Raw genomic sequence first — 22213 nt, 5'->3', positions numbered from 1 at the left:
GTGCAAGCACCTCGATCACACCTACGTCGGGGGTAGGCTGCTCACGCTAGACACTTTAGGATAAAGACCCGAACTATTTCGGGTCTTTATTTTCTTCAAAAGGCTTCATCCATAATAAAACAATAAAAATAATGCTTATATAACCGAAAAGAGGATACAAGTAAGATAGTAATGTCCCATAATTAATAAAACTGATGAAATAGCAAATGACAAATATAATCATAACTGTGACAATACTCGGAATTGATATATACTTTCTCACCTGCCGTTCAACCCCAAACACATTCCCAATAACCGATGTAAATATTTCCCCATATATAATTAATACATAAATCCAGAAAAATGAAGAAGCAGCCGTCCTCATTATGACTCCCATCGGAATATCGTAGCTTTCAAGATTCGGGAGCATCACTAATGTCATATGAGTTGAAATAAGAATGATCGTTAAAGCTCCCCCTCCAAGAATTCCTCCCCACTTAATGGTCCGATCATCCTTTATTTCTGCTGCTACCGGCACTAAAACAGCTTGGGCTAATGTTAAATTAAGGGCAGCATATGAAAAAGGAGCAACAACTGCTTTCCAGCCATCTTCAGCAAAGGGGATAAATAATAGCTGTTCCATAAAGTTAGGAAGCTTCATTGAGAGAATCATAAGAAAAAAACTAAACGCTATCATCATTGGAACAACAAACGTATTGACTGCAAACAAGCCTTTAATCCCAACGACCATAACAATAATGGATAATCCAATCGTTAAAAATATTCCTAGACTCTTCGTAAGTCCCAATTGCTCCTCAAATACCGCACCTGCTCCGGCTAGCATCACAGCACATACACCTAACAGCATCAACAGCATGAGTACATTTATGATTGAACCAAAGAACCTTCCAAATAAATATTCATTTAATTCCTGATAGGATGTTGCCTGAATACGAGCTGCTATTCTCATTCCCTTCGAACCGAGAAAAATAAATATATAACCACTCATTAAAATTGATATGAAACCGATAAATCCAAACCGAGAAAAAAATTCAACAATTTCCCGACCAGTTGCAAACCCGGCACCGACTACCGTCCCTACATAGACGGCAGCAATTTGACAGGCTGCACCCCAGTTTGTTTTCACTAAAATCTCCTCCTTCCCAACCAATATATGAACATAAGATCAAACTAAGACGAGCTTTTTCATTTTGAAATCATTTCCAAAACAAAATACTTGAAAGTCAAAAAAGGTCAAAGTATAATGAGTTCATAAAGTCAAATATAGTCAAAGTCAAATATTATAGGAGGGTTTTCAAATGCTTTGTCAAAAATGTCAGCAAAACGAAGCCAATATTAAATTTAGAGTAAACATGAACGGAATAGAGAATAATCTACTTCTTTGCCAAAGCTGCTATCAAGAAGAAAAAACTAAGATTGGCACCTCCTTTGGTTCTAATTTGAGCGGCTTTTCAAACTTCAATCAAATGCCATTTGAACATTTCTTTCAACAAATGATGCCTTCTCAAGGTTCAATAGAAAATCAGCGTTCAACGGAAAATAAAAAGAACAATAAGCGCTCTGGAGGTTTTATTGATCAATTTGGACGGAACTTAACTCAGCTAGCAGGTTCAGGCTTAATTGATCCTGTCATCGGGCGGAACGAGGAAGTCAGCCGTGTAATTGAAATATTAAATAGAAGAAATAAAAATAATCCTGTATTAATCGGAGAACCTGGTGTTGGGAAAACAGCAATTGCTGAAGGACTTGCTCTGCTTATTTCAGAAGGAAAAGTACCGAAAAAACTATTGAACAAGGAAGTCTATTTGCTTGATGTGGCTTCTCTAGTTGCAAATACAGGTATTCGCGGTCAATTTGAAGAAAGAATGAAACAATTAATTAGTGAATTACAAGAAAGAAAGAATATTATTCTCTTTATTGATGAAATTCATTTACTAGTAGGCGCGGGCTCTGCCGAAGGATCAATGGATGCCGGAAATATTCTTAAACCTGCCTTAGCAAGAGGAGAACTTCAAGTTGTTGGGGCAACTACCTTAAAAGAATACCGCCAAATTGAGAAAGATCCTGCGCTTGAGCGCCGATTCCAGCCAGTCTATGTACAGGAGCCAACTGAAAAGGAAGCCATAAACATTCTTAAAGGTCTTCAATCAAAATACGAAGATTATCATGAAGTAGCCTTTACAGATGAGGCCATTCGTGCCTGTGTCCAATTGTCCAGCCGCTATATTCAGGATCGGTTCCTTCCTGATAAGGCGATTGATCTAATGGATGAAGCAGGCTCTAAGCTTAATCTAATTTCTGACACTACACCATCCGAACAAATTGAAGAACGATTAAATGAAATTAGTAAGCAAAAAGAGATTGTTTTAAAAGAAGAAAAATACGAGGAAGCAGCTAAACTTCGTGAAGAAGAAATAAAGCTTGAGAAAGCCTTAAACAAAAAGGATCATTCCTCACGTCCAGTTGTTGAAGTCAAACATATTCAGGAAATCATTGAAAAGAAAACTGGAATTCCTGTTGGCAAGCTAATGGATGATGAGCAAGCGAAAATGCAAAATCTTGAGGCAAATCTGTCACAAAAGGTAATTGGACAACAAGAAGCGGTTCAAAAAGTAACAAAGGCAATCCGCAGAAGCCGTGCCGGGTTAAAAGCAAAAAATCGTCCGATTGGATCCTTCCTATTTGTTGGTCCAACAGGTGTCGGGAAAACTGAGCTGACAAAAACACTTGCAGAAGAACTATTTGGTTCAAAAGACACTATGATTCGCCTCGATATGAGTGAGTATATGGAAAAGCATAGTGTTTCAAAAATAATTGGTTCACCGCCAGGATATGTTGGACATGAAGAAGCTGGCCAATTGACAGAAAAGGTTCGCCGTAATCCTTATAGCATTATTCTTCTAGATGAAATTGAAAAGGCGCATCCAGATGTTCAGCATATGTTCCTGCAAATTCTTGAGGATGGAAGATTAACTGATAGCCAAGGCCGAACAGTCAGCTTTAAAGATACTGTCATTATCATGACAAGCAATGCAGGTGTTCAGCACAAGGAAATTCATGTCGGATTTGCGATGAACAGCGAAGTAATGAAAGAAGCTAGTATTTTAGACTCCTTAGGAAATTTCTTTAAACCAGAGTTCTTAAACCGATTTGACAGCATTATCGAGTTTAAATCGCTTGAAAAGGAACATTTACTGGAGATTGTCGAGCTGATGCTAAAAGAACTTCAAGGAACATTGGACGAACAAAACATCCAGCTTTTGGTTACAGAAGATGTGAAGGAAACGCTAGCTGAGCTTGGATATCACCCTGCCTTTGGGGCTCGCCCATTAAGAAGAGTGATTCAAGATCAATTAGAGGATAAATTAGCTGATTTTATTATCGATCATCATGGTGAACAACCGCTTCATGCCGTTCTTCAGGATGGGGAAATAAAGATTCAGTTACTTCCATAAGCATATTAAATAAGGAAAAGGTCTGGGAACACTCCCAGACCTTTTTTTATAATTCTTTATCATTCACCGAGTTTAACCAGCTTTCAATAACCCCAACAACCGACTCTACACAGCCCTCATCAAATGGAGAAATTAAGTTTGCTTCTTTTACAAGGCCTGTAAATGCTTTGCTGCCTCCTAAACTGCAAAGGTGGACATAATCTTTCCACGCCTCTTCCTGATTATCTCTTGAACGCTTCCAAAATTGGAAGGCACAAATTTGGGCCAGCGTATAATCAATATAATAGAATGGTGAATTATAAATATGTGCTTGGCGCTGCCAGAAACCGCCATTTTCCAAATATTCATTGCTATCATAATCTTTATGCGGCATATATTTCTTCTCAATTTCACGCCAAGCAGACTTTCTTTCAGATGGTGTAGCCGTATGATTTTCATACACCCAATGCTGGAATTCATCAACCGCTACCCCATATGGAAGAAATAGTAATGCACTGCTTAAATGGGAAAATTTATACTTCTCTGTGTCCTCTTTAAAGAACTTTTCCATCCAAGGCCATGTAAAGAATTCCATACTCATTGAATGAATTTCACATGCCTCATACGTTGGCCAATTGTATTCCGGGATTTCAAAATGGCGGCTGGAATATACCTGGAAGGCATGCCCTGCCTCGTGAGTAAGAACATCGATGTCTCCAGAAGTCCCATTAAAGTTCGAGAAAATAAATGGTGCTTTGTAATTTTCAATAAATGTACAATAGCCCCCGCCAGCCTTGCCCTTTTTCGCAACAAGGTCCATTAATTCCTCTTCTCTCATATAGGAGAAAAATTCTCCAGTTTCTTTAGAAAGCTCATCGTACATGGTTTGTCCATTTTCAACAATCCACTCGGGGCTTCCTTTTGGTACAGCATTCCCTGTCTTAAAGTTAAAGGCTTCATCATAATATTTCAGCTTATCTAAACCGATACGCTCTCTTTGACGTTCTTTTAGCGCTGTCGCCATTGGCACAATAAATTCTTTCACTTGATCGCGGAATTTCGCCACCATGGAAGCATCATAATCTGTGCGCATCATACGCAAATAGGCAAGCTCAACGAAATTATCATACCCTAGTTTTTGAGCAATTTCCGTACGGACTTTTACTAGCTCATCATAGATTCGGTCAAGCTCATTCTCATTTTCGGCTAAAAATCCGAAGCGTGCCTCATTTGCTCGCTTTCTTACATCACGGTCAGTAGATTCTGCAAATGGTTCCATTTGGGCAAGCGTACGTTCTTCCCCTTCAAAATCAATTTTTGCTGAGGCAATTAATTTTGTATAATCAGATGAAAGTTTATTTTCCTTTTGCAGTAAAGGCACAATTTCTGGTGAGAAAGCCTTCAATTGTGCTTCAGCCAAAGCAAATAATTGACTTCCCCACTTCTCCTCTAACTCCGAGCGAAAAGCAGATTTAACTAGTTCTTCAGCATATCTTGTTACAAACCCTTCAATAACAGGCTGAATTTCATCCATATAATCCTGTTCTGCTTTATAAAACTCATCATTGGTATCAATTGAATGGCGAATATAACAGAGGTTGAACATCGTACCTACGTCATTTCGAATATCATTGATTTCTTTCATTACTTGATTTTGCGCATCTGCTGAAGACGCTTCACTAAACTTCTTAATCGCTGCTTCAAATTGTCTGCTGATCTCATCCATATTAGGACGAGTATATGTATAATTAGTAAAACTCATTCGATTGCCCCCTTATTACTCTAATTAAAAACCTACTTAAAGCATTTCGACAGCCGCAAATAATTTCCTGCAATAGGCTGCAAAATTATAAAAATTAAAAACACAGCCATTCGATGACCGTGTTTTACTCTGGTTATTATTCAAAGTTTGACTGTGATAATCCCAGCTTTTTCAGAATCGTAATCACTGATTCCTTTTCATCCTCCGAAAGTTCAGACATAAGCATATTAATTTGCTTAGCATGATCCGGAAATACATCCTCAATAAAGGACTTGCCCTTCTCCGTAATTTGAGCATACGTAACCCGTCTATCTTTTGGACAGGCCACTCTTTTTAACAGTCCCTTTTGTTCAAGCTTATCAACTACATACGTAATACTTCCGCTTGCTAACAAAATTTTACCGCCAATTTGCTGCAGCGGCTGATCTCCCTTATGGTAAAGAAGCTCCATAACCGCAAATTCAGTTGGATTAAGTCCATATGTTTGAATAAGCTTGTTCACATTTTCATTTACTGCACGATAGGCCCGTGACAGTACAATAAATAACTTTAATGATTGGTTGACTTGTTCAGAACTCATCTTTATCCAAATCCTTTTTTTTATAATGATGAATTAAATTATCTTGAATTCTAAATAAATTATAAAAAAACAAAGCGCACATGTCAATTTATAATGCTTTTTTTGAAAAGTTATTGTTTTTTTCAATATATTGATAAAATAAAACGAAAAATTCTTATTAATGATATACTATACTGGTATTAAAATTACAATATGGGGTTATTAAATGAAAAGACATAATTATAATTTCTTTTTATACATTATCATTGTTATTATTCCAACACTTATCAGTCTTTTATATTATTTTAATGAAGCAATTGGTCTAGATAATCAAGAGAGGAAAGAGCAAGCACGTTGGGTTGCATCCATTCATCAAAAAAGCTGGGATCAATTTATTGCTGAAACCGTAACTTCATTGGATATACTCGCGATAACTGCAGAAACTGTAGCAAAAACACCAGAAAAACTCGAGCCGCTTCTGCTCAAAACCCATTGGAAGGACCCACGATATGGCGGGATCTATTTACTTAATCCGAATGGAACAGTTATTACTGGCTCTAACTCCTTTTTACAGGATACAAATTTATCTAATAATGAATACATAAAGGAAATTAACCGCACAAAGGATCTTATTATTTCTGATCATCAGGAAACGCTGACAAACGGTCAGAAAGTCATTGGAATTGGGAAGCCTGTTTTAGACAGAAGTGGTCAAGTAGTTTCCATTCTTATCGCACATTTGCGAGTAGATTATGTTCAAAATATTATGAGAGTACTAACTCCTGACACTAAGCTTTCTGTCACCAATCCAAATGGGGCTATGATCATGGATATTAATATGGATGGTAGCGGTGAACTATCCAAAGATCGCTCAATTTCAATCCCAATAGATCGGGTCGCTTGGAATATTAAAGTCGAAGTACCGGAAAGAAACTTGAATGAACTAATAAAAAATGCAATTATGGTCATTATACAAATCATTTTTGGATTTCATATTCTATTTCTTTTCATTAAGTATTTAATGCTTAAAAGGCAAGCAGCAAAAGAGAAAAAGGAAAATGAGCTTCAAAAGCTTGAACTTGTTGGAACCTTAGCGGCAAGTACAGCACATGAAATTCGAAATCCGCTAACAGGGATTAAAGGGCTTGTTCAACTTTTAAGTGAAAAATATACAAATGAGCAAGATCAATACTACTTCTCAGTTATTAATGATGAAATTAACCGAATTAATGAGATTGTAAGCGAATTCCTTATTTTAGGGAAGCCTACCGCTCAAAAAACAGAAATCATGGATTTGCGAAAAATCATCATTGATATAGAACCATTAATCATTTCTGAAGCAAATTTAAACAATATTAAATATCAGTCAATGATTCCAGATATGCCGCTTCATATTGATTGCACGAAAGATCAATTAAAGCAAGTTTTGCTTAACTTAACAAAAAATGCTTTTGAATCAATGCATGCTGGAGGCTTGTTAACAATTAAGCTGATCGAGCTTCCGAACAAGTGCCATATTAAAATAACCGACACTGGAATAGGGATACCTGATGAAGCTCTCGGAAAAATATTCCAGCCATTCTACACTTCCAAGGAGTTTGGAACAGGACTTGGTCTTGTCGTATGCAAAAGGATCATCCAGTCATTTGGCGGAGAAATTCACCTGACAAGTAAAGTGAATATAGGAACACAAGTTGATATTTTTTTACCCCTCAAAAAATAGGAATAATCATAGAAGAAGAGCCAATTCTTTTGGCTCTTCTTCTTATTTAACGATCGACTTTTATTTTATATTTATTATTTAATATTCAAAATAATATTGAAAAAGATAGTTATCCTGTATTATATATATTTAGAGACCCAAAATTTATTTAAATCTTGTTTAAAGGAGTCCTGAATAATGAGCAACACTGCAGCCATTGCCCGTACAATGGCACAAAATCGTGAAACATCCTACAAAATATTATTTATCATTGGTGTTTGTCATCTTTTAAATGATTCCATTCAAGCAATTATTCCTGCTATGTTTCCAATATTGGAAAAATCTATGGGACTTTCATTTACGCAGCTTGGATTGATCGCTTTTGCGTTAAATATGGTTTCTTCAATACTACAGCCAGTGATAGGGATGGTGACAGATAAGAAACCAATGCCCTTTGCATTACCAATTGGTTTAACATTTACATTATGCGGAGTACTTGGCCTTGCACTTGCACCAGGTTTTGAATGGATTGTCATCTCCGTTCTTTTTATTGGTCTTGGTTCTGCTATTTTCCACCCTGAGGGTTCTAGAGTTGCCTATTTAGCAGCTGGTTCACGCCGCGGACTGGCTCAATCCATATACCAAGTAGGCGGAAATAGCGGGCAAGCAATGGCTCCACTGATTACTGCATTAATTCTCGTCCCTTTAGGGCAAATTGGTGCAGCCTGGTTTACTGCTGTTGCTGCTGTCGCTGTAGGTCTGCTCCTATATATTGCTTTCTGGTATGCAAAAACTTTAGAAACACCAAATGTATTGCAAAAAAAAGCAAACAAAAAAGAACGTGCAAATCAAAAAGGGCTTTCAAAGGCAGTATGGTTTTCATTAGTATTAATCCTCTTCTTAATCTTTGCACGTTCTTGGTATATATCTGGAATGACAAACTATTATGCCTTTTATACGATTGAGACATATTCCTTCTCAATCAAACAATCTCAAATTTTTCTTTTCACATTTTTAGTTGCAGGTGCACTTGGAACATTCTTCGGTGGTCCATTGGCAGACCGGTTTGGTAAAAAGCTAATCATATTCCTGTCTATGATCATTTCTGCACCATTAACGATTCTTATCCCATTTGTTCCGCCATATGCTGCTTTTTTTCTACTCTTACTTACAGGCTTTATTTTAATGTCGAGCTTCTCTGTCACGGTAGTATACGCCCAGGAGCTAGTCCCAGGAAAAATCGGCACGATGGCAGGCTTAACTGTAGGGCTCGCGTTCGGCATGGGAGCAATAGGCTCAATAATCATTGGTTATTTAGCAGATATGATTGGTATTTCAAACACAATGATTTTAACTGGTTTCTTGCCATTATTAGGCCTACTTACATTACTTCTTCCGTCAGATCAGAAGGTAAATGAGTGGAATTCTCAATAATAATGAGGGGATCCAAAAGGGTCTCCTCTTTTTCAATCTTAAGATAAAATTTTCGAAAAATTTTAACATTTCATCCGAAATATTGACGCTTATTAACATATAATAAAGTAAGTTATAACTATTTTTAATAAAAAGGAGGGAAAATAATGAATGGGGCTAATTATAGAGATTTTTATCAAAAGGCATTAATACCAATCGGATTAAATGACCTTTACCATTATAAAGAAACCTCAGGACAAAAGCATACAATCCCTACTCATTGGCTTATCGCACTTGAAGGGCGATTAAAAGATATAGAAAATGAATTTTACACCTGGATTGTTACCATCTATCCATCTGATTCCAATGGAAGTTTTTCGTGGAATACCTCTTGCTATACATCCTCCATTTATCATTGTATTCACCAAGCATACGAACATGCAAATGAATTAGTACACTCTGGAAAGAACGGCCAATTATTCACCAAAAATAAAAATGAAGATGTTAGTTAAAAATCTTTCCCTATCCATTTAAGATTTCCTCTTTTTAGCTATCTTTGTGAAAAAACATACATATAGGACTTACTCTACCGATTTTATTCCCCCATAAAAAACATCAATGACAAAATGAAAATGAATGGAACTTTTACAATCTTCTATTCGTACAAATAAACATGGAGGTGATTTATTTATGGAGTTTAGAAAACCAAGAAAGTCAGTTAAGAAGAAAATGAAAAAATTCGATTTCATTGACATTGGCATGGATTTAGTAGAACTTATTTATTTTTTGACAAGATTTATCGTAAGATCGATAGTAAAGCTGATAGATTAAAAGGAGCATCCACACAAAAGTGAATGCTCCTTTCGTTTATCTAATCTATTTGCTTCTATGCCAACCTAAAAACAATTCCATGTCCGCCTTTTGGATATTCCCATTTTATATTTTGATATGGGCATCCAATCCGGCAGCTCCCGCATTCATGACAGCCTTCATATCCAACCTGCATCCTTAAACCTTCCCACTTGTACACCTCTGCTGGACAGAAAATTGTGCATATCTTATCTGGACATTGCGTCATGCACACGTCATGATCTAATACTGTTAAATGCGATTTCTTATCTGCCTTAAAACGAATTAAATACTGTTTTTCCTCAATCGTTTTTGTTGACATTATTTCACCGCCTTCCATGCACGATACATATCTTGTAGTACCTTTAAAGTGCCTCTTTCGCCTGTTATGCTGCGCATGATTTGTTTCTGTTTCTCCCTCTTAGGCGTTCCATCTACGGTAAAAAATTTACTTGCTGCACGGTTCATCATCGGAACATAGTCCTTAAAGTATTGTGGATGATTTTCAAACGTATGTGCGGCGTCTTTATATTTTTCAAGATCCTTTATAATAAAGCTGTCATATAGTTTTTCCCTATAAAGATTTAAACTAGATTCACTAAAATCATTTCTGCTTTTCGCTTCAACAATGGTTTCAGCTGCCATTTTTCCAGATGCCATAGCCATATTAGAACCTTCTCTATGGATTGCATTTACCAGCTGTGCTGCATCCCCCACTAATAAAACACCATTCCCTGCTACTTTAGGAACAGAATGAAATCCTCCTTCTGGTATAAGATGGGCTAAATATTCAGCAGATTCTCCACCTTCAAGAAATGGTTTAATCATGGAATGCGTCTTTAAATAATCTAATAAATCATAGGGCTTTAATTTTGCTTTAATCATACTTGATAATGTTGTTCCTACACCGATATTAATACTTTCTTTATTTGTATAAATAAAGGCTGTACCAAGGTTCCCCTTCGTAGAATCCCCAAACAGCTCGATTGTACAGCCTTGGTTATCCTCTAAATTAAAACGGTCATTGATCTTTTCCTTCGGCAGATTAATCACTTCCATAACCGTTAAGGCTACTTCATCTGGGCGGAACTCATTATGGTAGCCAAGCTGCTTGCCAAGAAGTGAATTAACCCCATCAGCAAGGACCACAACATCTGCATATACTTCTCCATCTGGACGATCTGTTCTTACACCAATTACTTTCCCATTTTCCACTATACATTCAAGAACAACTGTTTCAGTAATTAACAATACCCCTTGCTCGATTCCTTTCTTTGCAAACCACTGATCAAATGGTGCTCGAAGGACTGTGAAGTTATTATATGGCTCCACACCCCATTCAAGACCTTTATAGCCAAAAGTAACAACCGATTCTTTATCCATCATCCAAAATCTTTGCTCAACAACGGGTCTTTCAAGTGGTGCTTCTTTCCAAAACTCTGGGATAATCTCTTCCATCTGCTGTCTATATAATACGCCTCCCATCACATTCTTACTGCCAGGATACTCGCCTCTCTCTATCTGCAGCACTTTTAATCCATTTTTTGCACAAGTATAAGCACAGGAAGTTCCAGCCGGGCCAGCACCTACAACGATGACATCAAATTTTTCAGACATAACTAACTTCACCGCCCTTTTCTTTACGCAATACTTTAAATTGTTCAATCAACTTAGGAACGATTTCCATTGCATCACCTACGATCCCATAAGTAGCCACATCAAATATCGGGGCATTAGGATCTTTATTAATGGCAATGATAAATTCTGAGTTCTTCATACCGACAACATGCTGAATGGCCCCCGAAATGCCGATGGCAAAGTAGATTTTTGGAGTAATCGTTTCACCAGTTTGCCCAACCTGAAGCTCATGAGGTAGCCATCCTGCCTCCACTACATCCCTTGTTCCCCCCACACTTGCTCCAATTGTATCTGCTAGTTCATGAATAAGCTGAAACCCCTGCAGGTCACCCATTCCCTTTCCACCAGCAACAACCACATGTGCATCAGCTAAGCTAGCCTTCTTTGTGATATCCTTCACAATTTTAAGCACTTTTGTGCGCATATCTTCCTCTTTTAAATCTATTTCTTCTTCAATTATTTTCCCTGTTCTATTCATATCACGTTCTAGTGCCTTCATTACCTTTGGTCTTACAGTAGCCATTTGTGGACGGTGCTTTTTACATAAAATCGTCGCCATAATATTTCCGCCAAATGCCGGTCGGCTCGCTTCAAGCAATCTCTTTTCTAAATCGACATCGAGCATCGTTGTATCTGCTGTTAATCCCGTACTTAAATCAGTCGCAACTGCACTTGCAAGGTCCTTTCCATTCGGAGTGGCACCATAGAGAAAAATCTCAGGTTTATACTTTTCTGCAAGAAGCATAATTCCTTTCATATAGGATTCTGTGCGGTAATCCTTCATAACAGGATGATCTACTACATATACCTCATCTGCCCCATATGCAATAACTTCGGGACAAAGAGACTTCACATTATCACCTAGTAATACGCCAGCCAAAGCAACTTCGAGCTTATCAGCAAGCTTCCTTCCTGCTCCTAATAGTTCTAAGGAGACCCCTTCAATTTCTCCATCATTTTGCTCTATGAATACCCAAACCCCACGGTATTCCTCTATCATGCAGACCCCTCCTTTATATAAATGATTCTATTATCGTGCTGTAAAGAATAGTTCCTTTTTATCCTGTAACAGTTCTATTAACTGACTAACTTGTTCATCAGAATTTCCTTCTAGTCTCTTTCCGCCTTCAGGTTTCGGAGGAGTGAACATTTTTCCGACAATTGTTGGTGAGCCTTTTAGTCCTAATTGTGGCCGATTGACATTTTCAAGATCATTAACCGACCAAATGATTGGCTCATACCTTGCTGCTTTAATCATATTTGGCATCGGAGAGTATTCAATCTCATTAATTTCCTTTCCAACCGTCATTAAGCACGGATAGTCAGCCTGTATTAATTGATAGCCATTTGCTAGTTTTCTCTTTAATAGAATCGTTTTTTCTTTTTCATTTAGTTCCGTGACCTCGATAACATTTGTTACCGGAGGAATATCCATTCTCCTAGCTATTCCTGGACCAACCTGCCCAGTATCCCCATCAATTGCATGAAGCCCGCATATAACTAGATCAGCAGGTTCCTCTTTTGCTATTCTTTCAAGTGCTTTGGATAAAGCGTAGCTTGTAGCTAATGTATCTGCTCCCGCAAATGCGCGATCAGAAATTAAATAGCCTTTATCAGCGCCAATTTCAATGCTTTTTTTGATGACAGCTGTAGCTTGAGGCGGTCCCATGGATAGAACAGAAATGGTGCATTCGCCAACCATTTTTTTAATTTTTACGGCCTCTTGTACTGCATGTGCATCATACGGATTCAATATTGCTGGTGCACTTCTTCGATCAAGGGTGTTTGTCTTTGGATTTATTTTAATAATCTTTGTATCTGGCACTTGCTTTACACAGACGACAATATGCATTAATATATTCCCTCCCGATATGCAATTTGAAAAACGCCTTTAACATGCTGGTGATTGAATAGGTGTCACCTTTAATTAAAACTAAATATGTCCAAGCTAACACCACCCTTTTGAAAACGCTTTCTTCTATGTAAAATTGCTGTGTATTACGATATATGTTTCGCAACACACGCATAGTACTAACATTTAATAAAATGGCTTATCCCATATTTTCATTTAATAATTTAAAATGGTTTCAAGTTTTTCAACAGTAAACATAAATATAGATAGACTAACAGACATGAGTTTTTGTCTTGGTGTTTGAGAATACTAAAAAGGAAATGTGAAGATTTTATATGAACCCATTATTAGATTCTGTATAAAATAAATTATGTTTGTGGAAAAAACAATAAATTGTTGGAGTTAAACAAAGATGGTTTTCTTTTGGTAAAGCCTACATTTATTGTTATATTCTATTAGGAAAATTTAGAAGTCACTATGATAAAAATCACATAATACCATTCTTTTTGTTCTAAAAATGAATTTATTAATTGTCTCTCAAGGTTTTCACTCTTATAATTATCTTACAAATAGAAATGAGGGAAAAAAATGAGTGATGTAATTATCGGCAGCGTTCTCTCAGCACTTTCAACAGGTCTTGGCGCTTTAATAATTCTTTTTATGTCTGATTCCGTTACTCACCGGTGGCGGGATATATTATTAGCCTTTACTGCTGGGATCATGATGGCTGCCTCAACAATGGGACTTATACCTGAAGCCTTGAATAATGGAGGTTTCCTTCAGCTTACAATCGGCATTTTTCTTGGAGTATTAACCCTAACGCTGCTAGAAAAGAATATTCCTCATATCGATCTTCAGCATTCTAAAAAAGGGATAGAGTTTGACGAAAAAGCGATGCTTATCATTTCTGCGATTACTCTTCACAATATTCCCGAAGGTCTTTCTGTAGGGGTTAGCTATGCTTCAAGTGTAGAGGATACAGGCAATTTAATTGCATTTGCCATCGGGCTCCAGAATGCGCCAGAAGGCTTTCTCGTTGCTTTATTTTTAGTTAACCAAAAGATTAATAAATTTAAAGCATTTATTATTGCAACCTTAACAGGCGCCATTGAGATTGTGACTGGATTATTAGGCTTTTATTTAACAGCTTATGTAGACTTCCTAGTTCCATACGGATTATCCTTTGCAGCAGGTGCCATGCTCTTTATTGTTTATAAAGAATTGATTCCGGAAAGCCATGGAGATGGGAATGAACGGACCGCTACTTATTCATTCATAATTGGACTGCTATTTATGGTATTGCTTATCGATATCTTCTGAGTAAATACAATAATTTAAGACAAAAAAATCCCTAAGCCGTATTTCTTACAGCTTAGGGATTTTTTTGGGAAAACAGATGGAGATCACAAATCAATTTATGAATGAGCTTGATACCTTGCTTCTATTAATTTTTCTCGACAAGTTGTTATCATCAGCTTTAAAGAAAACTTAATCTTTTTCTTTTGTTTCTTATCATTTTGTTTTTGCTGCTGATATTCATAAATTAATTGATCAAGTTCCTCACTGCAGCGAATGGTGTATTCGCTTGTATAGCCATACTTTTTTGCTGAATCTATCATTCTTTCTCTCTTTTCCTGAATTTGGGTTAATATTTTTTGCCCGTTCTCCCCCATCTTCTTCCCCCATCCAATCCTGTTCTCTATTTCTACAAAATTATTCTACTTGAAGCATTATTACAAGAATTTGAATAAATGTAAATAGATTCGCAAAATTAGACAATCTTCTTCTGGAAATAATTTTTTCGACAAATTTCCGCTTGAAAACAACAGGTTACTCGACAAAGAACGACACTTTTCCAGGGGTTTCTCTCACTGAATTTTCTGTTTTAAAATGGTAAGTAGATATGGAATATACTCCCTACCCCCATTTCACTTTCTACTATAATTGAGCCCTTATGTTCTTCAATTATTTTGTAAGTAACCATTAACCCTAAACCAGTTCCTTTTTCCTTTGTTGTAAAAAAGGGCTGACCAAGCTTTTTAATTTTATCCTTAGAAATTCCTGCCCCTTCATCCCTTATAGAGATATGAAGAGTTTGATCTGTTGTCGATTCCATTATTACTGTGATCATTCCCCCCTTTGGCATAACCTCGATCGCATTTTTAATTAAATTGATAAATACCTTTTTCATTTGGTTCGGCTCACAAAAGATAAAAGGCAGTTCTTTATCAAAGAACGTCTGAATTTGGACATTATGTAGCATGGCTTGAGCATTTAAAAAATCAACTGTCTCCTTCATTATTTCGGTTATGTCTTTTCTAATAAATTTAACTGCTTGAGGTTTTGCCAGGATCAAAAATTCATTAATAATTGAATCGATTCTTTCTAGTTCAGAAGAAATTATATTAAAATACATTGAATGATTCTCTTGGATACTATCCTCTAACAATTGGATAAAACCTTTGAGAGCCGTCATCGGATTACGAATTTCATGTGCAATCCCAGCAGCAAGTTCCCCAACTACACTTAATGTATCTGACTTTTTGAGTTTCTCTTCCATTTCAAGCTTTTCGGTAATATCCTTAAATGAGATTAAGCTTAATTTCGAAAAAACATTATGTTTAGCTGAGAATTCAATGTTAATTTTCCGATCAGAGCTTAAATTGATTTGGAGAACACCAGTCGCATGGCCATTGTTCCTTACATTTTTAAAATGATGATACAATTCTTCCTTATTCACATTAAAATCTTCAATGATTTGAACGATGGATTGACCAATTAAAGATTTCCCCCCTGGAAGATGAAGCATACTCATACCCACTTGATTAATATCAACCACTTCATATTTCTCGTTCCAGAGGATCATTCCTTCCAAAGCTTCCTCAAATACTTTCCGAAACTTCAGTTCACTCTCACGTAGCTCTTTTTCCATCTGATGTCTATCAGTAACATTTCGAAAAATAGTCATATGATACCCATCAACTGAGTTTAGCTTGGCTGTAAATTCAAGAGATTTTATTTGCCCATTTGGCATTAAAAAATCAAGCTCATCCCTTATCGATCCCATTTCAAAAAGTTGATTCACTATCTTTAAAAACTTGGAACTCTTCGAGTAGACAAACTCCTTAAGATTCTTCGTTACTAGCTCATCTTTGCTGCATTCAAATATCCTGCATGCTGCTTCATTCACTTTAACAATTTTTCCATTTCCAGACCAAAATACAATGCCTTCTAGTGCCTCAATAAATAAATCCTTATATAAATCTTTGCTTATTTTCTCATTTATACTATTTTTTTTAATCGTTTGATTATAGCCTTTCAAACTTTTTCTTTTATTCAGAGTCATGATTTTTTCCCCTCCTACTGGGATCTGCATCATTGACTACTTCTACAAATTCAGATAAAACCCTGCCAATAAAATGCAATTATCTATGAATTTATGGTTTAAAATAGGGGTCCCCAGCAAATCGCCGGCACCCCTATAGATTAAAGTTTAAATTTAGAAATCATGGAATTCAATTGATCGGCAAACTCTGATAAGGAATTCGCATTGTCAGATATCTCTTCCATTGCATGATTGGTTTGTGTGATTGCAGCACTTGTTTGTTCAATTCCTGCAGCAGATTCCTCTGATACAGCAGCGATATTCTCAATTGATTGATTCATCAATGATGAGCTTGTCGATACTTGATCAAGACTTTCAGAAATGTCATTAATATTTTCGGACATCATATTAACTGCTTGATATATTTTTTTGAATGTTTCTCCAGTTAATTGGATCTTTTCTGTTCCTTTTTCAACTTGTGTATATCCTGTCTGCAATGAAGATACCACATTATTGGATTCTGTTTGAATTCCTTTAACAATCGTTGTAATGTCCTTAACTGACAATGATACTTGCTCTGCTAATTTACGAACTTCATCTGCTACTACTGCAAAACCCTTTCCATGTTCTCCCGCTCGTGCTGCTTCAATCGCAGCATTTAATGCAAGTAAATTAGTTTGATTAGCAATATCATGGATAACCTGTACAAGCTTGGAAATTTTTTGCGTTTGTTCATCTAGTCCATTTACTCGATTAACAGAGGTTTTCATGATTTCATTAATAACAGTCATCTGTTCTTGCGATTCTCTCATAAGTGTATCTCCAGATTTCGTCATTGTAAGAACCTCAGTTGAAGCAGATTTAATCTTATACCCGCTTTTTGTTGCTTCATCTACCTTCCCTAGGTAGTCATCCATCATTCTTGCTAATTCAGTAGCTGCACTTGCTTGATCCTCAGCTCCGCTTGAGAGCTCCTGCATAGTAGATACCCCTTGCTGACTAGCAGCCCCGACTTCATTCGCAGCAATATTTAATTCGCTGCTTTTTTCAGTAACATAACTTGAAACAGCTGAGATTTCTTGTATCATCGATTGAAGTCTTTCCTTCATAGAGTTCGTTGCCTTGCTCAATTCAGCAATTTCATCGTTCCCATCATATTCTATAGCATCAATATGTAAATTGCCTGCTGCGATTTCATTAGAAAGATGTACAATATGACCTAATTTATTTGATATGATTTTCCCAATAAATAGGATGCTAGCAATCCCTAGTCCAGCAGAAACTAAAATAGATACCCCTAATACAATTAATGTTAAAACGAGTCTTCCCTTAGCAGAGCTAATTGCTTTTTCCTGATCAGACTTTAACGAGTCACTTAAAGAGTCCAATTTTACAACTGTTTCAGTTATCTTATCATCTGCTTGAAGTTTACCTAGACGATATTCCCTTACATGGTGAAGCTTTACTTGAGGTTCTATGACCTCATAGAACAGTCGGTTTATTTCATCATCATTTTTACTAATTTCATTTAACATCTGTTTTGTTTTGTTAGATGTCAATGCTGGTGTTATTTCTTTTTTTAATTCATTAAACTTTTTCGTTAGTTCATCAAAATTCTTTAGGTGCTTAGGATTCGAATCAATTATGAAGTTACCTATTGTACTCCCTTTATAATGGAAGATTGCGGTTGCTTCGGTAATTTTAATTGCTTTCTCACCCGTCTCTTCCACAGAATCCATTTGTGAATTAGCAATACTTAATAGCACGAATGTAATAATGGTAGAAATAGAGAAAAGTCCAATTGTAATAAATAAAGCCACTCCATATTTCTGACCGAGTTTCAGTTTTTTCCAAATATTTAACTGTGTAATTGTCCAAATTGGACTTTTACTTGTTGTCCCTTTCGTCCTTTTTGACCTTTTTATAGTCTTCTTTTTTACCCCTTTCACCCGTTTGCCCTCCTTAATCACTGCTGAAGTTATAGTTCGATAGAGCTAAAATATGTAAAGATATGAAACATTTATACTATTTTATTATCTTATTATAATTCAAACAATTATACTTTTGAAGGGATTTATTGTTTTTATATTCCAATAGAAAAAAAGCAAAGTACTAGTACCCTGCTTTTTTACCTAGGAATTATAAAAATGGACTATTATTTTTTGCTAAAAGACGCTGCCATCTATTTTCGATTTCTTCTTCTAATTCATTTAGCAGCTCACTATTTTCCTCTTTTAATAAATGCTTGGTTTTCCCCATATATTTCAGCCATTCAGATAGCGGAACCCTCTTCTTCTTCTCATCTGGGTTATACGTAATCGTTGTGATTCCATCTTCCACCTCATATAGCGGGAAGAAGCACGCGTTAACGGCTGCTTCAAGGATCTTCTCTCCATAGCGATCCTCTGATTTCCAGTTCAACGGACATGTGATCAGAATTTTCCCATAGACCGTACCGACATTTTGTGCATACCATTGTGCTTTTGCTGCCTTTTTAATTAAGTCCTGAGGAAATGCTTCTGCTCCGGTAAAAACATAAGGAATATTTGTTGCAGCCATAATTTGTGCCGTGTCTTTATGGTGGAAGCTTTTCCCTTTTTGTGACTTTCCAACATTGCTTGTGCTCGTCATATGTCCTTTTGGTGTGGAATATGACATTTGCGAGCCTGTGTTCATATAGCCTTCGTTGTCATATTCCAGCATGATTAATTTATGGTTTCTTAATGCGGTGCCAATCGCAGAGCCCATGCCGATATCCATCCCGCCATCTCCTGTCACCATGACAAAGGTAGCATCATCAGACACTTCGATTTCTCCACGCTCTTTTAATTCTAAGAATGCTTCAACCGTTCCAGATAATGTTGCTGCTCCATTTTGGAAAAGGTTGTGAATCATTGTTTGCTTATGTGACGTATATGGATAAGCAGTCGTTGTCACATAAGCACAGCCTGTTTGATACAAGACAACGACATCTCCTTCGATTCCTTTAAAGAAAAGCTCTAAACCAGTAAAAATTCCACAGCCTGGACATGCACCATGTCCTGAAGCAATTCTCTTTGGTTTTGAAGTAAGTGATCGTATCGGTGGTATCTTTACCTTTAAGTTATTCGTTTCAGGATCCTTTTCTACATGGATCAATCCTGATTTATATATATCCCCATGCTGAGGTGTGATAACAGGCTTTAAAATCTTCTCCTCATTGCCAGGTATATGACCGAAATAATCAAACGGAATTTTAGCATAGCCTATTTCTATTGACTCAATGGCGTCTTTAAAGAAAAGCTCTGCATCGTCTGCATAAAAATCTTTTCCACCCAGACCAAAAACTCGGCTTAATACAATCGTTTTATTATTTTTATCATCCTGTAAGGCTGATTTTACTTCATGTGTTAAATTCGGGCCGTTTCCACCATAGGAATCCGCTCTTTCTCCGATCAGCAAGGCTTTTACATTCTTTAATGCCTCACGAATCTCCTTAGCTGGAAATGGACGAATAATATTCGGGCTAATCACTCCAGCTTTAATCCCTTTTTCTCTTAGCTGATCAACAACATCCTTTGCTGTTTCAGCAGCAGAATTTAATAAGAACAAAGCGACTTCTGCATCTTCCATCCCATATAAATCTAAAAAAGGGTATTCACGTCCTGAAATCTTGGCATATTCCGCTGCGACTTCTTTAAAGACATCCCCCGAAGCATACATCGCTTCAGACTGTTGGAAATGGTTATTCATTAAGTCTTCCCCATTCATATGGGCACCAATCGTAACGGGTACCTTCGGATCACGGGCAAAATTATAATCGGTTGGACATTCCCCAACGAACTGCTGAACAACCTCTCTTTCTTTGAAATAATATACTTTCCTTTTTTGGTGAGAGGTAAAGAAGCCATCATAAGCAACCATAACTGGAAGGCGAACCTTTGCATGCTCAGCAATTTTTAATGCCATAATGTTCATATCATAGACGGCTTGAGGTGTTCTCGCCGTTAGAATGACCCAGCCCGTATTTAAAGCATAATACAAATCTGAATGGTCACCGCGGATATCTAAAGGACCGCTGACAGCGCGTGTGACCAAGTTCATCACCATCGGGAAGCGCGTTCCAGCCTGAACAGGAAGCTGTTCAAGCATATACATAAACCCATTCGCACTTGTTGCATTAAAAACCCTTGCTCCAGTAGCTGCAGCTCCATAGCAAATACCTGCTGATCCATGCTCACCATCTGCAGGAATTAATTTAATATTATGTTCGCCACGAGCCTTCATTTGGTCTAAATATTGTGCGACCTCTGTAGAAGGAGTAATCGGAAAATACCCCATGATGTGATAATTAATTTGTGCAGCAGCCATTGCAGCCATTTCATTTCCGCTTTCAAAGGTGGTCAGCTGTTCAGCTCGATTGATTACTTTCAACTCTTTTTCTGCCATTGCCATTACGATACCCCTCCTGCTACGTAAGGAAAATTATGTTTTACACGATGGGATTCTGCATAGCCAATTGTTTCCCTTAAATCACTTAATGCAGTCGTTGGACATGCCTCCACACACTTTAAACAACCCTTACAATATTGATAATCAATTCCCTTTAGGAACATTTGCTTCCTGCCCCTTTTGTCCTCCCCTTCTTCCCAGACAAAGCATAGATCCGGACAAACAGTATCACACGCAGCACAGTTTATGCATTGCTCTATTTCAAACTTTGGCAGAAAACCTTGTCTAGAACCGCTAAGATCCTTCAATACGCTATTTGCCTGCGCCGTAATGACTCCTCCAATTTCCTGCGTTTCATATCCGAGAATGGGCATTGGCCGTGAAAAAGATTTCCCTTGAGCATCCACGGGTGTTTCATATGTTTTAAACTGAACTTCATTATATCCACGTTCAAAGGTCCGGATATTGGGTTCGACTAAATGTGGATATTTTTTCTCAAATGTCTTGCGTATAACATTTTTCATTGATTCCGGATCAAGAAATTCACAAATACGGAATAAAGCACCAAGCATCGCCGTATTCACTTTTGTTTTCTCTTCTACTGCAATTTGCAAAGCATCTATGATCGCTAATGTGCCATACTCTAATTTTAAATCTCTCTTTATTTCATCGAAATTACGTGTTGAGTTCACTAGTAATATTCCATCTGGAGCTAAACCGCTCACAACATCAATTGTTTTATACAAGGCTTCATGAAATACACCAACCACATGCGGTTGTTCAATTGGACTATGTGCACGAATCTCTACAGCAGGATCACAAAAGCGGATAAAACTTTTAACTGGAGATCCCTTCTTTTCAGATCCATATGAAGAAAAATTCGAACCATTTAATCCGAGTCCAAGAACGCCTGCTTCTGCAAGCATCTTCCCTGCTAAATTCGCTCCAAGCCCGCCTATTGATTCCAATCTAATTTCAAAAAAACCAAGTTCGTTTTTTTTAGGTAAGATTGCCATATTCTCCCTCCCATTATTCCCTTTGGTATTTTTTAGCTAAACAGAATTTAAATCCATACATTCTGAACGCATAAGAAAAACTAAGACATTCACGAAAAAGGATTAGCGAATGCTAAAATTTTTCCAATACTGGTTGACAAATAATCCCCAATTTTCATTTTAGGGGAAGGGTTCATATTAGGCTGTGACAAATATCAACAATTTCACAGAAAATTTGAAACAGATTTAATTT

General features: G+C 37.0%; 18 protein-coding genes. 6 read left to right on the top strand and 12 right to left on the bottom strand.

Annotated elements, in window-relative coordinates:
* Nucleotides 1-73: 73 nt before the first annotated feature.
* Nucleotides 74-1126 (bottom strand): YkvI family membrane protein, encoded by a 1053-nt coding sequence (locus AN957_RS10135; RefSeq protein ID WP_053475400.1) that lies wholly within the window; start codon nt 1124-1126, stop codon nt 74-76.
* A gap of 172 nt (nt 1127-1298) precedes the next feature.
* Between AN957_RS10135 and AN957_RS10130 the strand changes: the two genes are divergently transcribed.
* On the top strand, nt 1299-3455 hold the full coding sequence (locus AN957_RS10130; RefSeq protein WP_056683952.1) for an ATP-dependent Clp protease ATP-binding subunit: 2157 nt from the start codon (nt 1299-1301) through the stop codon (nt 3453-3455).
* 46 nt (nt 3456-3501) lie between these two features.
* Here the strand turns inward: AN957_RS10130 and AN957_RS10125 are convergent, their stop codons facing one another.
* Together AN957_RS10125 and AN957_RS10120 are read right to left on the bottom strand one after the other, a co-directional pair.
* Nucleotides 3502-5196, bottom strand: a complete 1695-nt coding sequence (locus AN957_RS10125) for a M3 family oligoendopeptidase (RefSeq protein ID WP_056683949.1) — start codon at nt 5194-5196, stop codon at nt 3502-3504.
* A 136-nt stretch (nt 5197-5332) separates the two neighbouring features.
* Nucleotides 5333-5776: a MarR family winged helix-turn-helix transcriptional regulator gene (locus AN957_RS10120; RefSeq protein WP_053475397.1), complete on the bottom strand. Its 444-nt coding sequence runs from the start codon at nt 5774-5776 to the stop codon at nt 5333-5335.
* A 205-nt stretch (nt 5777-5981) separates the two neighbouring features.
* Between AN957_RS10120 and AN957_RS10115 the strand changes: the two genes are divergently transcribed.
* From AN957_RS10115 to AN957_RS27655, 4 genes are all read left to right on the top strand, one after another.
* Nucleotides 5982-7478, top strand: a complete 1497-nt coding sequence (locus AN957_RS10115; RefSeq protein ID WP_053475396.1) for an ATP-binding protein — start codon at nt 5982-5984, stop codon at nt 7476-7478.
* 177 nt (nt 7479-7655) lie between these two features.
* The gene (locus tag AN957_RS10110; RefSeq protein WP_053475395.1) at nt 7656-8891 is read left to right on the top strand and encodes an MFS transporter; all 1236 of its coding nucleotides are present in this window, start codon (nt 7656-7658) and stop codon (nt 8889-8891) included.
* Between the two features lie 146 nt (nt 8892-9037).
* On the top strand, nt 9038-9382 hold the full coding sequence (locus AN957_RS10105) for a hypothetical protein (RefSeq protein ID WP_053475394.1): 345 nt from the start codon (nt 9038-9040) through the stop codon (nt 9380-9382).
* Between the two features lie 178 nt (nt 9383-9560).
* Nucleotides 9561-9701, top strand: a complete 141-nt coding sequence (locus tag AN957_RS27655) for a hypothetical protein (protein WP_156319098.1) — start codon at nt 9561-9563, stop codon at nt 9699-9701.
* 55 nt (nt 9702-9756) lie between these two features.
* Here the strand turns inward: AN957_RS27655 and AN957_RS10100 are convergent, their stop codons facing one another.
* From AN957_RS10100 to AN957_RS10085, 4 genes are read right to left on the bottom strand one after another with little or no spacing between them, the layout of a single operon-like run.
* Nucleotides 9757-10041, bottom strand: a complete 285-nt coding sequence (locus AN957_RS10100) for a ferredoxin family protein (protein ID WP_053475393.1) — start codon at nt 10039-10041, stop codon at nt 9757-9759.
* Entirely contained in the window at nt 10041-11336 is a 1296-nt protein-coding gene (locus tag AN957_RS10095; protein WP_053475392.1) for an FAD-dependent oxidoreductase, read from the bottom strand. Before AN957_RS10095 ends, AN957_RS10100 begins: the two co-directional genes overlap by 1 nt.
* Nucleotides 11329-12357: an electron transfer flavoprotein subunit alpha/FixB family protein gene (locus tag AN957_RS10090; RefSeq protein WP_053475391.1), complete on the bottom strand. Its 1029-nt coding sequence runs from the start codon at nt 12355-12357 to the stop codon at nt 11329-11331. Before AN957_RS10090 ends, AN957_RS10095 begins: the two co-directional genes overlap by 8 nt.
* A gap of 30 nt (nt 12358-12387) precedes the next feature.
* Nucleotides 12388-13209, bottom strand: a complete 822-nt coding sequence (locus AN957_RS10085) for an electron transfer flavoprotein subunit beta/FixA family protein (RefSeq protein WP_056683946.1) — start codon at nt 13207-13209, stop codon at nt 12388-12390.
* Nucleotides 13210-13797: 588 nt separating this feature from the next.
* Between AN957_RS10085 and AN957_RS10080 the strand changes: the two genes are divergently transcribed.
* Nucleotides 13798-14529, top strand: a complete 732-nt coding sequence (locus AN957_RS10080; RefSeq protein WP_053475389.1) for a ZIP family metal transporter — start codon at nt 13798-13800, stop codon at nt 14527-14529.
* A 95-nt stretch (nt 14530-14624) separates the two neighbouring features.
* On the opposite strand, the gene AN957_RS10075 is transcribed toward AN957_RS10080, so the two are convergent.
* From AN957_RS10075 to AN957_RS10055, 5 genes are all read right to left on the bottom strand, one after another.
* Nucleotides 14625-14882 carry an aspartyl-phosphate phosphatase Spo0E family protein gene (locus AN957_RS10075; RefSeq protein ID WP_053475388.1) on the bottom strand — a complete coding sequence of 86 codons (258 nt, stop codon included), beginning with the start codon at nt 14880-14882 and terminating at the stop codon, nt 14625-14627.
* A gap of 212 nt (nt 14883-15094) precedes the next feature.
* Entirely contained in the window at nt 15095-16555 is a 1461-nt protein-coding gene (locus tag AN957_RS10070; RefSeq protein ID WP_231690045.1) for a PAS domain-containing sensor histidine kinase, read from the bottom strand.
* A gap of 140 nt (nt 16556-16695) precedes the next feature.
* Nucleotides 16696-18483, bottom strand: a complete 1788-nt coding sequence (locus AN957_RS10065) for a methyl-accepting chemotaxis protein (RefSeq protein WP_056683943.1) — start codon at nt 18481-18483, stop codon at nt 16696-16698.
* Between the two features lie 190 nt (nt 18484-18673).
* Complete coding sequence (locus AN957_RS10060; protein WP_056683939.1) at nt 18674-20968, bottom strand: thiamine pyrophosphate-dependent enzyme; 2295 nt, start codon at nt 20966-20968, stop codon at nt 18674-18676.
* Nucleotides 20968-21981 (bottom strand): 2-oxoacid:acceptor oxidoreductase family protein, encoded by a 1014-nt coding sequence (locus AN957_RS10055; RefSeq protein ID WP_053475384.1) that lies wholly within the window; start codon nt 21979-21981, stop codon nt 20968-20970. Before AN957_RS10055 ends, AN957_RS10060 begins: the two co-directional genes overlap by 1 nt.
* Nucleotides 21982-22213 lie beyond the last annotated feature (232 nt).

Source organism: Cytobacillus solani (genome assembly GCF_001420595.1).
In the GTDB taxonomy this organism is placed as follows: domain Bacteria; phylum Bacillota; class Bacilli; order Bacillales; family Cytobacillaceae; genus Cytobacillus; species Cytobacillus solani.
Note: the sequence above shows the minus strand (reverse complement) of the source record. Positions and strands in the feature narration are given on the sequence as shown.

Coding starts and splice junctions, on each gene's coding strand:
- AN957_RS10130 (WP_056683952.1), top strand. CDS start 1,299: ATGCTTTGTCAAAAATGTCAGCAAAACGAAGCCAATATTAAATTTAGA.
- AN957_RS10110 (WP_053475395.1), top strand. CDS start 7,656: ATGAGCAACACTGCAGCCATTGCCCGTACAATGGCACAAAATCGTGAA.
- AN957_RS10055 (WP_053475384.1), bottom strand. CDS start 21,981: ATGGCAATCTTACCTAAAAAAAACGAACTTGGTTTTTTTGAAATTAGA.
- AN957_RS10125 (WP_056683949.1), bottom strand. CDS start 5,196: ATGAGTTTTACTAATTATACATATACTCGTCCTAATATGGATGAGATC.
- AN957_RS27655 (WP_156319098.1), top strand. CDS start 9,561: ATGGAGTTTAGAAAACCAAGAAAGTCAGTTAAGAAGAAAATGAAAAAA.
- AN957_RS10120 (WP_053475397.1), bottom strand. CDS start 5,776: ATGAGTTCTGAACAAGTCAACCAATCATTAAAGTTATTTATTGTACTG.
- AN957_RS10075 (WP_053475388.1), bottom strand. CDS start 14,882: ATGGGGGAGAACGGGCAAAAAATATTAACCCAAATTCAGGAAAAGAGA.
- AN957_RS10070 (WP_231690045.1), bottom strand. CDS start 16,555: ATGACTCTGAATAAAAGAAAAAGTTTGAAAGGCTATAATCAAACGATT.
- AN957_RS10100 (WP_053475393.1), bottom strand. CDS start 10,041: ATGTCAACAAAAACGATTGAGGAAAAACAGTATTTAATTCGTTTTAAG.
- AN957_RS10060 (WP_056683939.1), bottom strand. CDS start 20,968: ATGGCAATGGCAGAAAAAGAGTTGAAAGTAATCAATCGAGCTGAACAG.
- AN957_RS10085 (WP_056683946.1), bottom strand. CDS start 13,209: ATGCATATTGTCGTCTGTGTAAAGCAAGTGCCAGATACAAAGATTATT.
- AN957_RS10080 (WP_053475389.1), top strand. CDS start 13,798: ATGAGTGATGTAATTATCGGCAGCGTTCTCTCAGCACTTTCAACAGGT.
- AN957_RS10105 (WP_053475394.1), top strand. CDS start 9,038: ATGAATGGGGCTAATTATAGAGATTTTTATCAAAAGGCATTAATACCA.
- AN957_RS10095 (WP_053475392.1), bottom strand. CDS start 11,336: ATGTCTGAAAAATTTGATGTCATCGTTGTAGGTGCTGGCCCGGCTGGA.
- AN957_RS10115 (WP_053475396.1), top strand. CDS start 5,982: ATGAAAAGACATAATTATAATTTCTTTTTATACATTATCATTGTTATT.
- AN957_RS10090 (WP_053475391.1), bottom strand. CDS start 12,357: ATGATAGAGGAATACCGTGGGGTTTGGGTATTCATAGAGCAAAATGAT.